Annotated in this window: 13 protein-coding genes; 7 read left to right on the top strand and 6 right to left on the bottom strand. The window is 70.5% G+C overall.

What is annotated here, in order from left to right; translation table 11 throughout:
- The first annotated feature begins 91 nt into the window (after positions 1-91).
- From IEW13_RS11845 to IEW13_RS11835, 3 genes are all read left to right on the top strand, one after another.
- Complete coding sequence (locus IEW13_RS11845; RefSeq protein WP_188551128.1) at positions 92-718, top strand: SatD family protein; 627 nt, start codon at positions 92-94, stop codon at positions 716-718.
- A gap of 39 nt (positions 719-757) precedes the next feature.
- On the top strand, positions 758-1,528 hold the full coding sequence (locus IEW13_RS11840) for a hypothetical protein (RefSeq protein WP_188551127.1): 771 nt from the start codon (positions 758-760) through the stop codon (positions 1,526-1,528).
- 276 nt (positions 1,529-1,804) lie between these two features.
- Positions 1,805-3,082: a hypothetical protein gene (locus tag IEW13_RS11835; protein WP_188551126.1), complete on the top strand. Its 1,278-nt coding sequence runs from the start codon at positions 1,805-1,807 to the stop codon at positions 3,080-3,082.
- 292 nt (positions 3,083-3,374) lie between these two features.
- Here IEW13_RS11835 and IEW13_RS11830 read toward each other — a convergent pair whose 3' ends face one another.
- The 5 genes from IEW13_RS11830 to eat form a co-directional block, all read right to left on the bottom strand.
- Complete coding sequence (locus tag IEW13_RS11830) at positions 3,375-4,157, bottom strand: 3-oxoacyl-ACP reductase (RefSeq protein ID WP_188551125.1); 783 nt, start codon at positions 4,155-4,157, stop codon at positions 3,375-3,377.
- A 119-nt stretch (positions 4,158-4,276) separates the two neighbouring features.
- Positions 4,277-5,641, bottom strand: a complete 1,365-nt coding sequence (locus IEW13_RS11825) for an aldehyde dehydrogenase family protein (protein WP_188551124.1) — start codon at positions 5,639-5,641, stop codon at positions 4,277-4,279.
- Positions 5,642-5,647: 6 nt separating this feature from the next.
- A complete protein-coding gene (locus IEW13_RS17495; protein ID WP_229745120.1) occupies positions 5,648-6,706 on the bottom strand; it encodes a gamma-glutamyl-gamma-aminobutyrate hydrolase family protein in 1,059 nt (352 codons plus the stop codon).
- Positions 6,687-8,066 carry a glutamine synthetase family protein gene (locus IEW13_RS11815; RefSeq protein ID WP_229745119.1) on the bottom strand — a complete coding sequence of 460 codons (1,380 nt, stop codon included), beginning with the start codon at positions 8,064-8,066 and terminating at the stop codon, positions 6,687-6,689. Before IEW13_RS11815 ends, IEW13_RS17495 begins: the two co-directional genes overlap by 20 nt.
- Before the next feature lie 255 nt (positions 8,067-8,321).
- A complete protein-coding gene (gene eat / locus IEW13_RS11810) occupies positions 8,322-9,770 on the bottom strand; it encodes an ethanolamine permease (RefSeq protein ID WP_188551123.1) in 1,449 nt (482 codons plus the stop codon).
- A 408-nt stretch (positions 9,771-10,178) separates the two neighbouring features.
- Between eat and IEW13_RS11805 the strand changes: the two genes are divergently transcribed.
- Positions 10,179-10,910, top strand: a complete 732-nt coding sequence (locus tag IEW13_RS11805; RefSeq protein WP_188551122.1) for a FadR/GntR family transcriptional regulator — start codon at positions 10,179-10,181, stop codon at positions 10,908-10,910.
- A gap of 21 nt (positions 10,911-10,931) precedes the next feature.
- Here IEW13_RS11805 and IEW13_RS11800 read toward each other — a convergent pair whose 3' ends face one another.
- Positions 10,932-13,436: a LuxR C-terminal-related transcriptional regulator gene (locus IEW13_RS11800; protein WP_188551121.1), complete on the bottom strand. Its 2,505-nt coding sequence runs from the start codon at positions 13,434-13,436 to the stop codon at positions 10,932-10,934.
- A gap of 286 nt (positions 13,437-13,722) precedes the next feature.
- Between IEW13_RS11800 and IEW13_RS11795 the strand changes: the two genes are divergently transcribed.
- The 3 genes from IEW13_RS11795 (at position 13,723) to IEW13_RS11785 (ending at position 19,980) form a co-directional block, all read left to right on the top strand.
- Entirely contained in the window at positions 13,723-15,822 is a 2,100-nt protein-coding gene (locus tag IEW13_RS11795) for a hypothetical protein (protein WP_188551120.1), read from the top strand.
- Positions 15,823-16,782, top strand: a complete 960-nt coding sequence (locus IEW13_RS11790; RefSeq protein WP_188551119.1) for a hypothetical protein — start codon at positions 15,823-15,825, stop codon at positions 16,780-16,782. It abuts the gene before it with no gap.
- Positions 16,783-16,914: 132 nt separating this feature from the next.
- The gene (locus IEW13_RS11785; protein WP_188551118.1) at positions 16,915-19,980 is read left to right on the top strand and encodes a hypothetical protein; all 3,066 of its coding nucleotides are present in this window, start codon (positions 16,915-16,917) and stop codon (positions 19,978-19,980) included.
- Positions 19,981-20,223: the final 243 nt, after the last annotated feature.

Raw genomic sequence — 20,223 nt, 5'->3', positions numbered from 1 at the left:
ATGCGAGGCGCGCCGGACTGAGCCGGGTGCCGCGTACCCCGCATAAGCTAAATCCTTATAAACTGCTCAATATAAGCGTTATGCTTATGGCATGGCTTCATCTCGTCCGATTGCCGTGATCGCCGATGTGGTGCGCTCGCGCTCCTACGAGGACCGGGACGCACTCCAGCGGCAGATCGAGCGGGCGCTCGCGGAAGGCGCGGTCGCGGTGCCTACGCGCGAAGCCTTCGCCGCTACCGTCGGCGACGAATTTCAGGCCGTGTACGACACGCTTCCCCGTGCTCTGGCCGGTACCCTGCACATCCAGCTCGGGCTTCCCGAAGGTGCCGCGCTGCGATTCGGACTGGGGCGCGGTGAGGTCCGGCCCGTGGCAAGCCGAACCGGCAGAGTCCAGGACGGTCCCGGCTGGTGGCGGGCCCGCGAGGCCATCGAGGCGCTCGAAGCGCAGGAGGCATCGCTGCCGTCTGCGCATTCCAGATTCGCGGGCCCGGATGCGGAAGAGAATGCCCTGGTGAACGCGTATCTCCTGGCGCGCGATCAGCTGCTGGCCGGCCTCAATGTCCGTGCCCGCCGATATGCTCGCCATGCGCTGGAAGGACGGTCTCAGGCGGATATCGCCGCTGAGCTCGGCGTGACCCAGCCTGCGGTCTCACAGGCGCTGCGGCGCCCGGCGACGAGGGCACTGCTGGAAGGGGCCGCGCTCTTCACGGAAGCGTGAACCCGTCCGTGCCAGCCGACGTGGTGGAGGGAGCGAGCGATGGAGATCCTGGCCCTGGTGCTGCTGGGCATCGGCGGCGGCGACGTCCTGCGGGTGCTGCTGCCCCCGCGCGGGGGGCTCCTCGGGGCCGGCGTGCTCTGGGCTGCAGTGCTGACGGCTGCGGTCGCGCTGCCGGAGCAGATGCTGGGCGGCCTGCCGTGGTGGTCTGCGCTCAGCGCGGTTCTGCCCGGTGCCCTGTGGATCGCGGGCATGCCGCGTGAAGCACTCGTTCCGGCATCACCGGCACGCGGGAACGGCGGCCGTGGTCCCTCCCCCGGATATCTCGTGCTCGCCGCTGCCGCCGCGGGGCTCATCGCGATCGCGGCCCTCGCGCTGGGCGAAGCCTCTGGGGCAGCGACATCCGGTGAGGTTCCCTCCCCTGCGGCCTACTCGCCCGCGTTCTGGCTGCTGACGGCAGGCGCGGCGGTCTTCCTGACCATGAGTTCGAACGCGCTGGTCAGGGCCGCCCTGGATCGCAACCGCGGATCCCGGCAGCTGGACGGGGGCCATGTCCTGCGTGCCCCGCAGCTGAAGGGCGGCAGGTGGATCGGCCCGCTGGAGCGCCTCACGCTGGCGGCGCTCCTTTTGGCCGGCGCCTATCCGGTTGCGGCGGGTCTCATCGCAGCCAAGGGCATCGTCCGGTTCCCGGAGATCCAGGCGGACAAAGAGGACGGCAACAAAGCCGAGTACTTCCTGGTCGGCAGCTTCGTCAGCTGGGCACTGGCGATCGCCGCGGCGGGAGTCCTGCGCCTGGCCCTTCTGACCGGGTGAGCCAGGGGGCTGACGCGGCCGGTGAGCGTGGCGTGGCGGTGGCGCGCGCGTGGCCTGGTGCGGCGGGCGTAGCGTGACGGGGGCGGCCGGCGCGGCAGCGGGAATCTCCGAAACAGCCCTTCCCGGTGAAAACCTCGATGTGACAAGCCACCTGAACAAAATGACCATAAATATCAGGGAGCTCATTTCAGGCGTAGGCTGAGAAAGCCTCTCCCCTGAGGCTCCCGTTGTTTCAGCGTCCGGCGCCTCACTGCCGGAAGACAGGAAAACAGAAGAATGAAGAGAACGCTTCTCCCCGCCGGCGTCGCCATCGCCGTCGCGGGTTTCGCCGGAGCCGTCGCAGTCCCCGCGATCGCCGCCCCCGAGCCCTCTCCCAGTGAGACCACGGAGCAGAGGCCGGACGTCTCGCTGAGCACCCTGGAGATCACGGCAGAGGCGCTGGCCACCGAGGGCCTGACGCTGACGCTCACCATCCCCGAAGGCTACTCGTTCGAGCGCACTGAGTTCAGCACCGAGGACGGCACCGCCGTCGAGCTGACGGAATCCGGCGACGGCGATGTGCGCACCTACACGGGTCAGCTGTCCGAGGGCTACACCGGCAACCTGAACGTGACCGCCGTGTTCCTCACCCCCGAGGGCCGCGAGCACAGCGTCGGCACCTTCGTCACCGTGCAGCCCGAAGAGGCCTCGGATGTCTCCGAGGTCGAGCTCTCGGTGGACCGGGCGCAGTACACCGTCGAGGACCTCGCCGAGGACGGCGTGGCGCTCACCTACTCCGGTGTGCAGCCGGGTCAGTCCGTAGACGCTGTCTCCTTCACCTCCGGGGACGAGGATCTGACCGAGCTGTTCCAAGGGGTCGGCGGCAGCGGGGATGAGACCGGCGCCACCACCCTCTTCATCGCGGAACTGCCCGAGGGGTGGACCGGGACCATCACCGCCTCCCTCGACGTCCTCGCCAACGGCGAGGTCATCGACACGGTCTCGACCACCTTCGAGGTCGTCGACGAGGTCACCGAGCCGACCCAGCCGAGCGAGGCCCCGGCCGAGCGCGCCCTGGCGATCGATCCCGAGACCGTCTCCATCGCCGACTTCGTCGACCAGGAGAAGGGCGTCACCATCACCGCGACAGGCTTCGCCGAGGGCGAGGTCGTCACGCTCGAGGTCGTCGCGGGCCCGGAGAACGTCACCGGCATCGAGTTGACCGAGGTCGCCGATGAGACCGGCACGGTCGTCTACCGCGTCTACGGCGCCAACGCCGCCCAGCCCGAGGTCTACATCGGCCAGTACGACGTCGAGGTCACCGGCGCCGAGGACGAGGCCAACGGCGCCGAGCCGCTGACCGGCTCCTTCACGGTCGCTTCCGCCACGAGCGACCCGGGTCAGCCCGGCTCGGGCGAGGAGGAGAACGGCTCCGGCGGTGGCAGCAGCCTGCCGCGCACCGGTGCCGAGCTCGCCGGCCTGGGCGCCGGCCTGGCGCTGCTGCTCGGCGGTACCGCCACCGTGCTGCTGACCATGCGCCGCAGCAAGGTCAGCGCCGATCCGGCCGCGCTCTGACGTCTCACGTCGCTTAAGCGTTCTATGAGGGAATCTAGCTCTGAGGCTAGATCCGAGTAGAAGAGGCTACAGCGAAGGGGACCTGCGAGGATTCGCAGGTCCCCTTCGTCATGCCCCCTCAAACGTCATGCCGGCCAGGCACCGGGCCGTCACAGACACCGGGCCGTCATGCCGGTGGGACAGCGAGCAGAAACCCACGACTGTTCGAAGACATCCACCGGGGATCTGCGGTGGGACACAGCCGTGGGTCTTTGCCGTTCGCGGCAGAGCCGCGCAGCCGATGATCAGCGGATCAGAGCGGCGTCACATAGGCCGAGGTGATGCCGCCGTCGACGAGGAACGTGCTGGCGGTGATGAAGGAGGCATCGTCGCTGGCCAGGAACGCCACTGCCGCCGCCAGCTCCTCCGCCTCGGCGAACCGGCCCATCGGCACATGCACCAGACGACGCTGCGCCTCTTCCGGGTTCTTGGCGAAGAGCTCCTGCAGCAGCGGCGTGTTCACCGGCCCCGGGCACAGCGCGTTCACGCGGATGCCCTCCTTGGCGAACTCCACGCCGAGCTCCCGCGACATCGCCAGCACCCCGCCCTTCGAGGCGGAGTACGAGATCTGCGAGGTCGCCGCGCCCATGAGCGCCACGAACGACGCCGTGTTGATGATGGAACCGGACTTCCGCGGACGCATGTGCTCCAGGGCGTACTTGGAGCACAGGTACACCGAAGTCAGATTGACCTCCTGCACCCGGCGCCAGGCATCCAGGCCGGTCTCGGTGATGGAGGCGTCGTCGGCGGGAGAGATGCCCGCGTTGTTGAAGGCGATGTCCACCTGCCCGTACACCTCCGCGGCGGTGGAGAAGAGGTTCTTCACCTGCTCCTCATCGGCGACGTTGACCTCGACGAAGGTGCCGTCGAGCTCGGCGGCGACGGCCTGGCCCGCTGCCGGGTCCAGATCGCCGATGACGATCCGGGCGCCCTCGGCGGCCATCCGCTGCGCGCTGGCCTTGCCGATGCCCGAACCGCCGCCGGTGATGACGGCGACCTTCCCGGCCAGCCGGTTGGAGACGATTTCCTTTGCCATGGTGGAGTACCTTTCCTTCGGCGTCGCGCCGTATCGAGTGGGAGAACCGGTGAAAAGAGCAGATCAGGGACGAAGCGGACGGCCACGACCGCCCACGGGCAGCCGCAGCGTCCGGGCGATCAGCGCCTGGTGGCGTAGAACACCGTCTTGGTCTCGGTGAAGGCCTCCACGGCGTCGGGCCCGAGCTCCCGGCCGAGGCCGGACTGCTTGAATCCGCCGAACGGCGTGCTGTAGCGCACCGAGGAATGCGAGTTCACCGAGAGGTTGCCGGCCTGCACCGCGCGGGAGACCCGTAGCGCCCGGTCCAGGTCGTTGGTCCAGATGGAACCGGAGAGGCCGTACTCGGTGTCATTGGCGATCCGGATCGCGTCCTCCTCCGTCTCGAAGGGCACCGCGGAGACGACGGGGCCGAAGATCTCCTCGGTGAAATCGGGCGTGGAGGTCGAACCGGGGGTGAGCACCGTCGGCGGGAACCAGAAGCCCGGTCCTTCCGGAGCCCGGCCGCGGAAGGCGACCTCGCCGGCGTCGACGTAGCGGGCCACCGATTCGCGGTGCGCCGCGGTGATCAGGGGACCCATCTGCGCCGACTCATCGGCCGGATCGGCCACGCGGAACGCCGTGACGGCCTTCTCGAACTCGGCCATGAACTCCTCGTACACGCTGGCCTGCACCAGGAGACGGGAGCGGGAGCAGCAGTCCTGTCCCGAGTTGTCGAACACGCCGCCGGGAGCGTTGGCGGCGGCCTCGGCGAGGTCGGCATCGGCGAAGACGATGTTCGAGTTCTTCCCGCCGAGTTCCAGCGTCACCTGTTTGACCTGATCGGCGCAGCCGGCCATGATCCGCTTGCCCACCTCGGTCGAGCCGGTGAAGACCACCTTCCGTACCAGCGGATGCGTCACGAACCGGCTGCCCACCACCGAGCCCTTGCCGGGCAGGATGGTCAGCACACCCTCCGGAAGGCCCGCCTCCAGCGCAAGCTCGCCCAGGCGCATCGCCGTCAGCGGCGTGACCTCGGCGGGCTTGAGCACGACCGTGTTGCCGGCCGCCAGCGCCGGTGCGAAGCCCCAGCCGGCGATCGGCATCGGGAAGTTCCACGGCACGATCACCCCGACCACGCCCAGCGGTTCCTGGTACGTGACGGTGACACCGCCATCGACCGGGATCTGCCGGCCGAAGAGCCGCTCGGGCACCGCCGCGTAGTACTCCAGCACGTCGCGGACGTTACCGGCCTCCCAGCGGGCGTTGCCGATGGTGTGCCCGGCGTTGGCGACCTCCAGCTGCGCCAGGTTCTCCACGTCCGCGTCCACCGCATCGGCGAAGCGGCGCAGCAGCCGCGCCCGGTCCGCCGGTGCGACGTCCCGCCATGACTCATAGGCGCGGTGGGCGCGCTCGATGGCCGCATTGGTGGCGGCTTCATCGGCCAGTTCCACCTGGCGCACGATCTCCTCGGTGGCCGGATTGACGACCTCGTACACAGTGCTCATGGTGCCTTAGCTCCTTTCGTGCGCCTGGTGCCGCCGCATCGTGTCGCGGCGGGGACGTTCCTGCCCGCCGGCATCCGGCGGTGCTGAGGTGCTGATCGTGTCCGCTGGAGCCGGGGGCGTGGCCGCTGAGCCGGCTGAGTTCGATGGGTCCGGCGTGCCCGCATGGCGACGGTCCCGGTGCGCCTGCGCCGCGGCGACGAATGCGGCGAAGAGGCGCAGGTCCTGGACGGTCCGCTCCGGATGCCACTGCACGGCCAGCATCCAGCCGGGCTTTTCCGGCCCGGCGGCGGTGGAGGCGTGCCCGGGGGCCGGGTGCCCGGCGGCGGTGGCCGCGGGGCCGGTCGAGGCGTGCCCGCCGGAGGCGTGCCTCGCGTCCGTCGCAGGTCCCCCGGCATCCGGTATGGCCGCGACGTCGTCCTGGTCCGGGTCCAGTTCCAGGGCCTGGATGACGCCGTCGGCGGTGCGCGCCGTCACCCGCAGGCCGCGGCCGACGCGGTCGACCGCCTGGTGGTGGTAGACCGACACCTCGGCCTCGGCGCCCAGCAGCGCCGCCGCCATGCTGCCGGGCTCGGTCTGCACGCGCATGCGGCCGAACACCCCCGGCGCCGGCTGGTACGCGGTGGTGTCCAGGACATCGGGCAGATGCTGGATCAGGGTGCCGCCGAGGAGCGTGTTGACCACCTGCAGGCCGCGGCAGATCGCGAACAGCGGCAGACCGGCCTTCAGCGCGGCGCCGGCCAGGGCGAGATCGTGATCGTCGCGGTGGGACTGCGGCTGGGTGAGCGGATGCGGCTCGGCGCCGTAGCGCTCCGCCCCCACATCGGAGCCGCCGGCGATGACCAGGCCGTCCAGGTCCTCCACGAGGGTCGGATCGCTCCCGGTCGGCGGTAGCAGGAGCGGGGTGCCTCCGGCGGCGACGACGCAGTCCAGGTAGGTCGAGGACAGCAGCGCGGCCTCCTCATCCCAGACGCCCCAGCGTGCCGGCTGCTGATAGGTCGTGATGCCGATCCGCGGCCGCCTCACCGTGGCACCGGGCGTGTCCGGTTCAGAGACGTTCGAAGCCACGCACGCGCTCCCAGTCCGTGACGGTCTTCTCGAACGCCTCCAGCTCCACGCGGGCGGCGTTGACATAGTGGTCCACCACATCGTCGCCGAAGGCCGCGCGAGCCAGCTCGGAGCGATCCAGCCGCGCGGCGGCTTCGGCCAGGGTGGTCGGCAGCTGGTCCGCCGCCGCCTCGTAGGCGTTGCCGGCCACCAGGGGCGGGCACTCCAGCGCGTTCTCGATGCCGTGCAGGCCGCCGGCGATGATGGCGGCGGTCGCCAGGTAGGGGTTGAGGTCCGCGCCGCCGACGCGGATCTCCGCACGCAGGCTGGGCCCGTGACCCACGACGCGGACGGCGCAGGTGCGGTTGTCGAAGCCCCAGGCGATCGCCGTCGGGGCGAAGCTGCCCTTGGCGAAACGCTTGTAGGAGTTGATGTTCGGGGCGAAGAAGTAGGTCAGTTCGGGCAGTGCCGCCAGGACGCCGGCGATGAACTGCTCCATGAGCTCGGAGAAGCCGTGGTCGCGCTCGCCCGCCATGACCGTGCTGCCGTCGGTGCCGCGCAGGCTCAAGTGGATGTGGCAGGAGTTGCCCTCGCGCTCGTCGTACTTGGCCATGAACGTGATGGCCTTGCCCTCCTGCGCGGCGATGGCCTTGGCGCCGTATTTGTAGATGGCGTGGTTGTCGCAGGTGCCCAGGGCGTCCCTGAACCGGAAGGTGAGTTCGTGCTGGCCGAAGTTGCACTCTCCCTTGGTGCCCTCGACGTAGAAGCCCGACCCGGACATGGCGTTGCGGATCCGGCGCATGAGGGGCTCGACCCGGGTGGAGCCGAGCAGCGAGTAGTCGACGTTGTAGCGGTTGGCCGGCACCAGTTCGCGGTATCCGCTGTCCTGGGCATCCTCATAGCTGGTGTCGAAGGCGATGAACTCCAGCTCCGTCCCGGAGAACGCCTCGAGTTCCCGCGCGGCCAGCCGGTCCTGCTGGCGCTTGAGGATCTGGCGCGGGGACTGGACGACCGGGGTGCCGTCGAGCCAGAGGACGTCGCACACCACCAGCGCGGTGCCCTCCAGCCACGGGATGCGGCGCAGGGTGGCCATGTCCGGCTGGAAGACCATATCGCCATAGCCGCTCTCCCAGGAGGACATGGCATAGCCGTCGACGGTGTTCATCTCCACGTCGACCGCGAGCAGGTAGTTGCAACCCTCCGCGCCGTGCGATGCGACCTCGTTGAGGAAGAAGTCGACACCCAGGAGCTTGCCCTGCAGTCTGCCCTGGACATCGGTGATCGCGACGATGACGGTGTCGATCTCGCCGCTGGCCGCCAGAGCGTGCAGATCCTCCAGGGTCAGCATGCCGCGGGTGCTCGGATCGGACGCAGTGGTCATGGCGATTCGCTTCCTTGTCGATGGACTGTCGATGGAGCTGTCGGTGACGCCGCTGGTGGCGTTGGGCTATGGGCGGAGCACTGCGTGCCCGCGAGAGGGCCGCTCCAGGACAACGTTTAATGGTCTGATTTCACGCCAAATACTGATGTCCAATGTAATTCAGGTCTCATTTTTCCGTCAAGGCGACCGCCCGCCGACCCCGTGAGGGCCGGCGGGCGGCTGGCTGCGCCTCGTGCTGCGCCGTGCACGCCGGCGCTACTGGAGTTCGGACTCTGCCTTCGCCAGCGCGGCGAACTCCTCCTCCGGCGCCCGGGCGATGAGCCGGTGCCGAGAGTGGAACCAGAAGTACGCGATGGCCAGCAGGAAGATGATCGCGGTGATGCCCGCAGCCAGGACATCCACGAAGAACGTCGCCACCACCGCCACGGCGGCCAGGACCAGCGCGATGGAGGTGGTCACGATGCCGCCCGGCGTACGGTAGCCGCGGGGCAGGTCCGGCTCGCGCAGGCGCAGCATGATGTGCGAGAGGTTCAGCAGCACATAGGAGACGGTGGCCCCGAAGACCGCGATGTTGATCAGCAGGCCGCCGTCCTGCAGCCACGCCGCCAGGGCGAAGCCGATGGTGCCCGGCACGATGAGCGCCAGGTACGGCGTCTTCCGCTTGCTCGTCAGGGAGAGCACCGTCGGCAGGTACCCGGCCCGGGAGAGCGCGAACAACTGCCGGGAGTAGGCGAAGACGATCGAGAAGAAGCTCGCGACCAGCCCGAACAGGCCCGCCCAGTTCACGAAGGTCGCCAGTGCGGAGTCGGCGCCGTAGATGTGCCGCAACGCCTCCGGCAGCGGATTGTCCGAGACACCCATCGCATCGGCGCCGGCCGTGCCGGGCACCAGGAGCAGGACGCTGGCGCCGAAGAACAGCAGGATCAGCATGGCGGTGATGATGCCCCGGGGCATGTCCCGCTTGGGGTTGGCGGACTCCTCCGCGGCCAGCGGCACGCCCTCGACGGCGAGGAAGAACCAGATGCCGAAGACCAGCGCGGCCACCGCCCCGGAGAAGCCGAACGGCAGGAACTCCGAGGCGCCGGCGGCCTGGGTCGGCTCGATGTTGAACAGATTGGCGGCATCGAAATGAGGCACGGTGCCGATCACGAAGGCGAGCAGCGCGACGACCGCGACCGCTGTGATGACGAACATGACCTTGAGCGCCTCGCCGACGCCCCACAGATGGATGCCCACGAAGAGCGCGTAGCACAGCAGGTAGACGACCCAGATCGGCACGGACTCCGGCAGGCCGAGGGCCCGCACGTAACCGCCGATGAAGGTGGCGATGGCCGCCGGTGCCACGGCGTACTCGATCAGGATCGCCATGCCGGTGGCGAATCCGCCCAGCGGGCCCAGTGCCCGCCGGGCGAAGCCGTATCCGGCGCCGGCGGTCGGCAGCGTGGAGGAGAGCTCCGCCAGGCCGAACACCATGCAGGTGTACATCAGGCCCATGAGCAGGAAGGCGATCAGCAGGCCGCCCCAGCCGCCTTCGGCCAGGCCCAGGTTCCAGCCGGAGAAATCACCGGAGATGACGTAGGCGACGCCGAGGCCGGCGAGCAGGACCCACCCGGCCGCACCCTTCTTGAGCTGCCGGTTCGCCAGGTAGCTGGAGTCGACGTCGGTGTAGTCGACGTTCTTGCTGAGGGCTTTCTTGAATGCCATGGATACCGCCGTTGGTATGGGAGATCCCGTGCGGTCGGTGCGGGCGGCGCATGCCGTGCCCGCACCGGTGTGCCGGCATCGTCCGTGGGCATATTCGGGAGCCAAAGGTCTGTTTCCGGGCCAAAGGCTGGCTTTAATGTAATCCACGTCTCATCGGTGGTCAAGGAACCAGATGAGGGCCGGCCGGGGTGGAGCCAGCATGAGGCTCGCGCCGCGTTCCGGCAGGTGCCGGAACGGTGGTCGTGCGGGCGCGGTATGCCCCGCCGCCCGGTGGCGGGTGCGCGTGCATGCGCCGGTGACCGCATCGGAGGCAGGGGATGATACACCGCGCGCCTCACGCTATGTTGTGAAGATGAACCCGCACCCGTGCCCGGCGGCCGCCGGACCGATCCCGCCGGGAGGCCCGTCATGAGCGAGGTACCCGGCGTCGGCCCGCTGCTGGGGCCGGTGCGGTCCGGCAACGCCTTCGAGGAGACGATGGCGCGGATGCTCCAGCTCATCCGGCTCGGCTCGGTACCGGTTGGCGAGCGGCTGCCCAGCGAGCGGGAACTCGCCGAGCAGCTGGGCGTCTCCCGGAGCACCCTCCGCGAGGTGATCGCCGAGCTTCAGCGCGCCGGTTACCTGGAGGTTCGCCGGGGCAGGTACGGGGGCGCTTTCGTCTGCGAGCCGCAGGAGGAACCTGAGGGCATCGCCGTCCGGGTGGAGAAGCCCGATCCCGGGGAACTCGACGACGCCCTCCAGTTCCGCATGATCGTGGACACCGCCGCGGCAGGGCGCGCGGCCGCGGCCGCGCTGAGCCCGGCCCAGGTCGAGGCGCTGCGGTCGGCGCTCGCGGACTCCGCCGGCGCCGATGAGCACTCCTACCGCCGGCTTGATTCCCGCCTGCATCTGCTGGTGGCCGAGTGCGCCGGTATACCGAGCCTGCTGCGGGCCGTCGCCGATGTCCGCACCCGGATCAACCATCTGCTCGACATGATCCCGCTCCTGCAGGTCAACCTGGAGCACAGTCAGGAGCAGCACCGGCAGTTGGTCGAGGCCGTCATCGCCGGCGATGCGGCCACCGCCGAGGCGGTCGCCGCCGAGCACGCCGCGGGCACCGAGAGCCTGTTGCGGGGTTTCCTGGGCGAGCAGTCCGGCTGAGCTTCCGGTACGAGCCGGGGTTCAGGGCTGCGGCAGCATCCTGGCCACGGCCACGCGTGAGCTGGCACCGAGCTTGCGCAGCACCTTCGAGACGTGCTCTTCGGCGGTGCGCCGGCTGATCACCAGACGTTCAGCGATGTCCTGATTGCTCAATCCCTCGGCGACGAGCCGGGCGACCTCGAGCTCCCTCGGCGTCAGCCTGCCGGCCGCGGAGTCCCGCACCAGGCGTTCGGCCTCCTCCTGGCCCGCGGCGGCACGCCTGGCCGGGTAGGGCATCGCGAGCTGCTCGTAGCTCTCTCTGGCCTGCGCCAGCAGCGACCGGGCGGTGGCCGGATCCTGCCCGCCGCGCAGCAGCGCCTCTCCCAGCGTGGTGCGCAGCAGAGCGCCCTGGCTCTCCAGGCCGCCGGCATCCGCCAGGGCCAGGCCCTCCTGTGCCAGCCGGACGCCGGTGGCCGGATCTCCGGCCAGGAAGGAGATCGTCGCGGCATCCGCGTAGCGCAGCGGCGCCGTGCCATCGGCCGGCCCGGGCGTGAACGCATAGGGTTCGGCCTCCCCCACGAGGGCGGCCGTGCGGGCACGCGAGGACAGCACGGTGCGCCGCCACCACAGCACGGACGGCAGCGGCGCCTCGCGCAGCTGCTCCAGGCGCAGCCGCATGAGGGACTCGTCGCGCCGCCACAGCGCCGAGAGCGCCTGCGCGGTGCGTGCCATCCCGATCAGATCGGCCGTGCCGGCCCGCCCGGCGTCCTCGACCGCCTGCTCCGCGGCGGCATCGGCGTCCTCCAGCCGGCCGGCCGGGATGAGCGCGAAGGCCAGGGCCGCGCCCAGATTCGCCAGCAGCGTGGTGCGGCCGAAGTGGCGGGCGGTGCGCAGGGCCCGGGTGCCGAGCCGGATCGCCGCCGGCGTGTGATCCAGGATGTACCCGGACCACACCGCGGCCGCCGCCGCGTCCAGGACATCGCGCAGTTCCTCCGGCGGCAGCTCGTGCAGCCCCTCGAGCACGCCGGTGAAGGCCTCCCTGGCCAGCGGCACCCGGCCGGACACCAGCAGCGAGATGGTCCGGAAGGCCGCCGCCGCGAGGGTGTACCGGCGGCCCTCCGCCGCCAGGCGCACCAGCAGATCCTCCGGCACGGGCTCTTCCACCAGCGAGGCCAGGGCGACCCGTTCCATCAGCAGCGCCGGGTCGACGTTCTCGTCGCCGGGATCGTGCAGCAGCGCACTCGCCTCGTCCGGCTTGCCGCTCATCCGCAGCCCGTGGGCCAGCAGCACGCGCGCTTCGCCGGCGTGCTCCGAACGTGTGGCCAGGGAACGTAGCCGTTCGATCGCACGCGCGGTGTCCCCGCACATCATCTCGGCTCGTGCCAGGACCAGCTCCAGGGCCGGGCACCGCCGGTGCGCCGATGCGGGCTCAAGCCAGCGGCGCGCTGTGGCCGGTGCCGCGCCGAGCGCCTGCCGGGCTGCCGTCACCAGTTCGCCCACCTCGTCATCGCTGGCGTGTTCGCGGAGGAACGCGAGGTGCTCGGCGCGTTCGAGCGGGTCGAGGCCGGGCTGCGCCGCGGCGATGCGGTGCGCCTGCACCGCCCAGTCCCGCGGGATGTCCTGGTAGACGCCGGCCCGGATCACCGGATGGAGGGCCTCGGTGCTGGTCACGGCCAGGAGTCCGTGCCGTTGCAGCACCTCCAGCGCCGCGCGTACCGGATCGGGATCCAGTCCGGTCACGGCGCGCAGCCCGGGCAGATCGAGGCGGCCCAGGACGGCGATGCCGCGCAGCACGGTGCGCGCGGAGTCCGGCAGGGAACGGATGTCGTCGGCGACCGCGGCGGCCAGCCCGGCGCCGGGTCCAAGCCGGGCCAGGTCCAGGACGTCGCTGACGTCCCGCGCCTCGGGGTGCCGTTGAAAGGCCGAGATGAGGACGTGCGCGAACAGGGGATTGCCGTCCGCCGAGGCCGCCACGGCCCGCGCTTGGTGCGGTGGCAGGCCCTCTGCCAGGGTCCGGATGGCGGTCTCCGGCAGCGCGCCCACGACCAGGTGCTCATCGCTGGCGCCGGCACGGCGTGCCGCTCTGAGCACCGCGGCGGGCTCCTGGTGCGGACGGTGCGCCAGGACGAGGACGCGGGGTGCTCGCGCCGGCGCGGTGAGGAAGGCCGCGAAGAACTCCTCTGAGGAGGGGTCCAGCCACTGCGCATCATCGACGGCTATGGTCACGGGTTCCTCGCCGAGCGCCTGAATGCAGGCGCGGGCGAGCTGGGCCGGCCCGGCCCCCTCGACCAGGCGGGCAAGGGACTCGTGCAGCAGGGACTCCAGCAGGACGCGGGCGGCGGCAAGCGGTCCGGAGGAGAACATCCGGTCCGCGCGCGTGGCCAGGACGCGGCCCGGCGCCTCGGCCAGGACGCGGGAGAGCAGCGCCGTCTTCCCCGCACCGATCGGCCCTTCGAGGCGGACGAGCCGCAGGGCCCCCGGCGCCAGCCGGCCCCCGGTGATGGCCGCCTGAAGCCGGGAGACGTCCTCGTCACGTCCGATCAGCACAATGCGGTCCCTTTCCCGGTTCGAGTTCACCTCAGCGCCGCCCGGCTCGGGAGGCGGCATTCGTGCGCCGATATATCCGGCTGTGAACAGGATGATTACGGTATATCAGCTTTCTGTCCCAAACACCGGCCACCGTCGGTTTCGTGATGAAACCCGTAGGAATACGGGTATCCCTCCCAGGGCTCCGAGGCGGAGGATGTGGAATGTGGCGCGTCTTCCCGCCGGGGAGGCGCGCGAGTGCTCCCTGACAGCGCGTAAGACAGGCGCATCCCCGAGAGGAACTCATATGCCCGACGACCCCGCCACCCGGAGCCGTGCACTTCTGCCGGCAGGAATCATCGGCGCTCTGCTGGCGCTGCTGCTGAGTCTGTTCTCCGCCGGTCTTCCCGCCAGCGCGGCGCAAGCAGCGCCGCCTTCGGGAACCTATACCGGTACGAGCACGGCGTATACGGGCGCCACGGTGAGTTTCCAGGTCGAGGCCGGCGTGATGTCCGGGTTCGAGACCGAGAGCTATGTCCAGTGCGGGCTCTTCCCGACCCCCATGCAGTGGGCTGGCATGCCCGCTACGCAGGTGACCGCCGGGGAGCCGTTCGATCTGAGTTGGGACTTCGGCGAGGGCGGATCGACCGTCCGGTACGTGCTCGAGGGCGTCGTGGTGAACGCCGATGGCACCGCCTCGGGCGAGGGGTACGCTTCCATGCCTGAGCTTTCCTGCCAGGGTTACCGGTTTACCTTTACGGCGCAGACCGAGGTGCAGCCGGAGCCGACGGAGCCCGAGCCCACGACGCCTGAGCCGACGACCCCGGAACCCACCACTCCGGAGCCGACCACCGAGCCCACGACGCCTGAGCCGACGACCCCGGAACCCACCACTCCGGAGCCGACGACTGAGCCCACGACGCCGGAGCCGACGACTGAGCCGACGACGCCGGAGCCGACCACTGAACCGACGACTGAGCCCACCCCGGAGCCGACGACGCCTGAGCCGACGACTGAGCCCACTCCGGAGCCGATCTGCCAGCCGCCGAGCTTCTGGCTCCTTCCGGCGGAACTGACCGCGTCTGAGCTGCGTGAGGACGGCGTGGCGCTGCTGGGCGAATGCTTCACGCCTGGCAGCACCGTGACGCTGCTCATCGACGGCCAGGAACAGGGCCAGTACTCCACTGGCGATGCCGATGGCGGGTCCGTCCCGGGCGGGTTCTCGCACGAGTACCGCGGCCCTCTGGCGCCGGGGACGTACGAGCTCCAGATGCGCTCGGACGCCGGCGAGCAGGACTCGGCGACGCTGACGGTGCTGCCGGACCCGGACCCGGATCCGGAGCCGACGCCGGAACCCACGACCGAGCCGACCACCCCGCCGACCACCGAACCGACGACTCCGCCGACCACGGAACCCACCCCGGAGCCGACGACCGAGCCGACGGAACCGGAGCCCACGACCCCGGCGCCCACTGAGCCGGAACCGACGGAGCCAGAACCGACGAGCACGCCGACCGAGCCGGAGCCGACGACCCCGGAGCCGACGGAACCGGAGCCCACGACTCCAGGACCCACGGAGCCAGAACCGACGACTCCGGCCCCGACCGAGCCGGAGCCGACGAGCCCGGAGCCCACTGAGCCTGAGCCGACGACTCCCGGCCCGACCGAGCCGGAACCCACCCAGCCCGGCGATGAGGTGAGTGTCGAGCAGGTGTCCGGGAAGCCCGGTGATCCGATCGTGGTCACCGGTCTGCAGGAATACGAGGGGCAGACGGTTTCGGCCGAACTGCACTCGGATCCGGTCGACCTGGGGACCGCCCTGGTCCAGGACGGCACGGCCGGATTCACCGTCCCGGAGGTCGCTCCGGGTAACCACACCCTGTTCGTGTACGACGCCGCCGGCGACGTCCTCTACGAAGGGCCTTTCGAGGTGCTGGCCGCCCAGGTCGAGCAGCAGCTGAGCGTGGATCCGGAACGGATCACCCCGGAGGCGTTCGTCGACCCGGACCGAGGCGTGACGGCGACTGCGACCGGGTTCACCGCCGGTGAGACCGTGACGTTCACGATCGCTCCGGACGGGGAGGCCGTACGTGGTCTTTCGCAGACGGTACCGGTGGACGAGGACGGCACGGCCGCGTTCGTCATCTACGGCGACAGCCCCTCGGATCCGAGCATCTACATCGGGAGCTACACCGTCACGGTGGACGGGACGGACCTGAGCGCCTCCTTCGAGGTCGCGGACGACACGAGCCCGCCCGGGCCCGGTGGTTCGGGTGACGACGGGTCCGGTGGCGGGTCCGGCGGTTCACTCCCGCGGACCGGTGGCGAGTTCGCCGCCTTGGGGGCAGGCCTGGCCCTGATCGCCCTAGGCGGCAGCGCGCTGCACCTTTCCCGGCGGCGCCGCTAGGTGTTCGCCCAGGTCAGCAGGACGGTCGTGGCGCTCATCGCCGTGGCCGTCCTGCTTGGCGGTTGCGTCCGATCAGAAGAGGCCGGCGACGAGCCGGCGGGTCAGGCGCCCGGAACGGCGGAGAGCGAGGCACCGGAATCGCGGTTCATGCTCGCGCTGCGCCGGGTTCCCGCGCCACGCGGGGATCTCTGGATCGAGTTCGGCGACGTCCAGCGGCTCGGCGAACTCGCGGACAGCGACCCCGGCGGCGCCTGGGACGACGACGTCCGCCACCTGGGCCTCGGCGCGCTCGCGCCGCGGGCACATCTGACAGCCGGGCTCGGGCTGGACGTCCGGGCTGCCGAGCTGGCCATCGCCTCCGGTGGCGGATCCGAACGTGCCGGTGCGCTGCTCGGCGGCCAGGACGCCGATGCCGTCTATGCCGCGGCCCGCGCCCAGGGCTGGGAGGGCGAGACGGCGCTGAGCCGGGACGAGGATCCCGCTGAGCCGATGACCACCGCCCTGGGGCATCTCATCGCCCTGCAGGACGATGTGATCTACACCGCGGCCGGAGTGGAACCTTCCTGGGACTCGGTGGAGGATCTCGCTGCGGAGGACCCCGAGATCCGCGCCTACGCCGCCTGCCTGGGCGAGGTCGCCGCCGCCGTCATCGCCGGCGATGTGGCGGTGGGCGTGCGGCCGGATAATGCCGGCGTGCCGGTCACGCTGATGTGCACGTCGAGTCCGGACCCGGATGAGCTCGCCGCCTCGCTCCCGTCCGCCGTCGAGGGAACGAGCCGGGTGATCGAGCCCGGCACGCCGTACTCGCGTCGCGTCGCGCCGCCGGACACGGAGATCCTGGACCAGGGGATGGTCCGGGCGGCGATGCGCCATCGGCCCGGCACCGGCGCCGGATGGATCTTCACGCTGCTGCGCGCCCGCGACCTGCCCGGCACGGTCCAGTACCGCGGCGAGAACTGAACCGTTTTTGAGTATCTACCACCCTGTTCCTGAACGAAACCTCGTGATGAGGTGAGTAAAGGCTGGCCAGGACCTCGTACGTCGTGTGCCCGCCACACTCATTCAGCTCGCACCACTTTCGGGGACGCCACTGTGAAGAAGATCGTGACCTTCCGCCGCCTGCTTGCCGCCGTTGTGGCGATAGTGCTGGTCCTGACCGGTCCGGCCGCCGCCGTCAGCTGGGACGATGTCGAGGCCGGGCAAGGCGGCGCTCCCTCAGCGGAACCTGCTGCACAGCCCCGTTCAGGGTCCCCGGCCAGTTCAGGGTCCCCGGGGCCCGATGAGGCGATGGCCCCTGAGCTGATCTTGCCCAGCTTCACTGCGCGTCAGCCCGCTGCACAGCCCAGGGGGCTGGAGGTCACCTCGGAGCCTGAGGCGGACGCCGCGGAGCTGGAGCTGACGATTCCCGGCGTGACCGAATGGCTGGTCGGCGAGGACATCGAGATTCCCGTGACCGCCACTGCGCCGGAGGGCGTGGACCTCGGGGGCGTCGTGGTGGAGCTCTGGGAGGCGTGGACCATCAGCTATCCAGAAGACGGAGCGCCGGTCTTCGTCGACGGCTATCCGCTGCCGGCGGGGGATCCCGTCACGGCGGTGCTGAACGGCGACGGCAAAGCGACGCTTCTGCTGCCCGCCGGAGTGCTTGAGGCTGCTTTCGGCCTGGACCCGGAGGCGTACCCCCTCCTCACCATGCTCTTCGCCGGAGCGCCCGATGGCGGGGACATCGCCACCGATCTTGCCGTGCGCGTGATCGACCAGGGGCACAGGGGGCTGGCCGACGCTGCCTCGAACGTCACCGCTCTGACGGTGGCGCCGGCCGAGCCCGCTCTCACACTCGACGGACCCGAGGTGCTCATCTGGGGCGAGGACCTGACCCTGACCGCGGAGCTGGGACTGCCGGAAGGCTGGTTCAGCGCGGACGATCTGCGCGAGATCCTGGACTTCATGAGGGGAGGCGGCTTCCCGGTGCCGGACTTCCCGGCGGGTGAGATCACGCTGTACGCCGCGGACGACACCGGCTTCGAGCGACCTTTCGCCTCGGTGGATCTGGCGGAGGCGGATGCCCTCAGCACGGAGCTGGTCATCCCGGCGGCGTCGTTGGCCGACAGCACCGAGTACGAGTTCGTGGCGGTGTTCTCCGGTACGCGGTACTTCACCGAGGCGGTCTCCGCCGGCCATCAGGCGGCGTTCGACCTGGTCGACGTGTCTGTGGCGATCCCGGAGACGTTGAGCTGGTACCCCTTCGACGAGCTGGAGGTGCCGGTGACCGTGACGGCTCCTGAGGGTCTCGGCCTGGAGGGCGTCGTCGTGGAGCTGTGGGAAGAAGCCCACACCGATCTCAGCGGGTACGAGAACGATGAGCGGCGGCTGGAGCTGATCGACGGGACACCGGTCACCGCCGAGCTGAACGCCGACGGCACCGCCACATTCGTGTTGTCCAATCAGGTCGGCGACGGCCCGCCCCCTGCGGAGCTCGCGGCGGCCTTGATCATGGCGTCCGGCGGGGACGTCTGGCCGCTGACCGCCAGGATCCCGGCCTCGGCGGCGCACGGGGTGGCTGCGTCGCGTTCGAATGTGCTGGAAGTGCGTCCTGGGCCCGCCGAGCCGGGCCTCACGCTGGATGGCCCGTCGGCCGCGGACTGGGGCCAGGACGTCGAGTTGACGGCGGAGGTGCTCCTTCCCGAGGAATGGCCCGAGGAGGGCACCCTCCGTGAGCTGCTGAACGAGATGGCCGAGTTCTTTGACGTGAATCCGGACTTCCCGGGCGGGCAGCTGAATCTGCACGAGGCTTCCGATGCGGGGTGGAACAACCCGATCGCCGTCGTGGACCTGGCGGAGACAGATTCTCTGACGGCGGAGCTCACGGTACCGGCTGACCGGCTATCCGCCGGTGAGAACCGCTTCGTCGTGGTCTATTCCGGCACCAGCTATTTCACGCAGGCCCAGTCCCAGACGGTGACCGTGACGGTGACGCTCACCGAGGCCACCCCCGTCGAGCCCGGTTTTGACGAGGAGACGGGCGTGCTGGACATCCCTGAGGTTGAGGGGGTGGAATACCGGATCGGTGAGGACGTCGTGACCGGGACCGTGATCGTCGAGCACGGGAAATCCGTGACGGTCTCGGCGGTTGCCCTGCCCGGTTACGCGCTGGCCGAGGACGCCGCCGCCGAGTGGACCTTCACCCGCCCGGAGGAAGGGGATGGCGGCGGTGAGCCGACGCCGGAACCCACGACTGAGCCGGTACCCGAGCCCACGACTCCGGCGCCGACCGAGCCAGTGCCGACCACGCCGGCGCCGACGGAACCTGCGCCGACCGGACCGACGACTGAGCCGACCGAACCGGAACCGACCGGGCCGACGACGCCGACCGAACCCGGGCCGACCACTGCTCCGACGGAGCCGGGGCCAACCACGCCGACTCCGACCACGCCGACTCCGACCACTCCGGCACCGACGACTGCTCCGACAGAGCCGGGACCGACCGGGCCGACCGAACCTGGGCCGACGACCGTCCCGACCGAGCCCGAGCCCACGACTCCGGCCCCCACTGAGCCTGAGCCCACGCAGCCCGAGCCGACGGAGCCCGAGCCCACTGAGCCTGAGCCGACGCAGCCCGGTGGTGGCGTGAGCGTCGAGGTGGAGTCCGGCAGGCCCGGGGATCCGATCGTGGTCACCGGACTGGCGGAGTACGAGGGGCAGACGGTTTCGGCTGAGCTGCACTCGGATCCGGTCGACCTGGGAACCGCGATCGTGCAGGACGGCACCGCCGTCTTCGCCGTCCCGGAGGACATCGCCCCCGGCAATCACACGCTGTTTGTGTACAGCGCCACCGGTGAGGTGCTCTACGAGGGACGCTTCGAGGTGCTCGCTGAAACCGGTGCGCCAGCTCCAACGGAGCCCGCCCCCGCCGAACCGACACCCGGGGAGCCCGCGCCCGGCGGGCCGGGACCTGACGAGGCCGAGACCAGCGAGCCCGCTCCGGGTGCGCCCGGCGGCTCCGGCTCGGCCGGCAGTTCCGGAGCTGGCGGTGCCGGCGGTGCCGGCGGACCAGCCGGGCCGCTGCCGCGGACCGGTGGCGAGCTGGCGGCATTGGCCCTCGGCCTGATCCTGCTGGCCTTCGGCGGCGGGACCTTGTACCTCGCTCGCCGGCGCCGGTAGGCGTTCAAGGGACGTTGAACAGCACGGCCGCGGCGGATGCTGCCGCGGCCGTGCCGTCGTTGCCCTCGCACCCAGCCTCGGGCCACAGCGAAAAGCGGCTGCGTCTCGGCAGCAGTCCGCGAACGGTCGCCGGCAACCAGCAGCCTCGCGGCCATCCGGCGGAAGCCGTGAGGCGCGGGGACTGGCGGTGCCCGTCAAAGGTCGCCGATGCGCCGCGGGCACTATGACGCGGCGCCCGCGCGT

It is taken from the genome of Sediminivirga luteola (assembly GCF_014639315.1).
Lineage (GTDB): Bacteria > Actinomycetota > Actinomycetes > Actinomycetales > Brevibacteriaceae > Sediminivirga > Sediminivirga luteola.
This window is presented reverse-complemented; position numbering and strand designations above follow the sequence as displayed.

Excerpts from the sequence above, each read along its gene's own strand:
- IEW13_RS11845 (WP_188551128.1), top strand. The coding sequence starts at position 92 with ATGGCTTCATCTCGTCCGATTGCCGTGATCGCCGATGTGGTGCGCTCG.
- IEW13_RS11840 (WP_188551127.1), top strand. The coding sequence starts at position 758 with ATGGAGATCCTGGCCCTGGTGCTGCTGGGCATCGGCGGCGGCGACGTC.
- IEW13_RS11835 (WP_188551126.1), top strand. The coding sequence starts at position 1,805 with ATGAAGAGAACGCTTCTCCCCGCCGGCGTCGCCATCGCCGTCGCGGGT.
- IEW13_RS11830 (WP_188551125.1), bottom strand. The coding sequence starts at position 4,157 with ATGGCAAAGGAAATCGTCTCCAACCGGCTGGCCGGGAAGGTCGCCGTC.
- IEW13_RS11825 (WP_188551124.1), bottom strand. The coding sequence starts at position 5,641 with ATGAGCACTGTGTACGAGGTCGTCAATCCGGCCACCGAGGAGATCGTG.
- IEW13_RS11815 (WP_229745119.1), bottom strand. The coding sequence starts at position 8,066 with ATGACCACTGCGTCCGATCCGAGCACCCGCGGCATGCTGACCCTGGAG.
- eat (WP_188551123.1), bottom strand. The coding sequence starts at position 9,770 with ATGGCATTCAAGAAAGCCCTCAGCAAGAACGTCGACTACACCGACGTC.
- IEW13_RS11805 (WP_188551122.1), top strand. The coding sequence starts at position 10,179 with ATGAGCGAGGTACCCGGCGTCGGCCCGCTGCTGGGGCCGGTGCGGTCC.
- IEW13_RS11795 (WP_188551120.1), top strand. The coding sequence starts at position 13,723 with ATGCCCGACGACCCCGCCACCCGGAGCCGTGCACTTCTGCCGGCAGGA.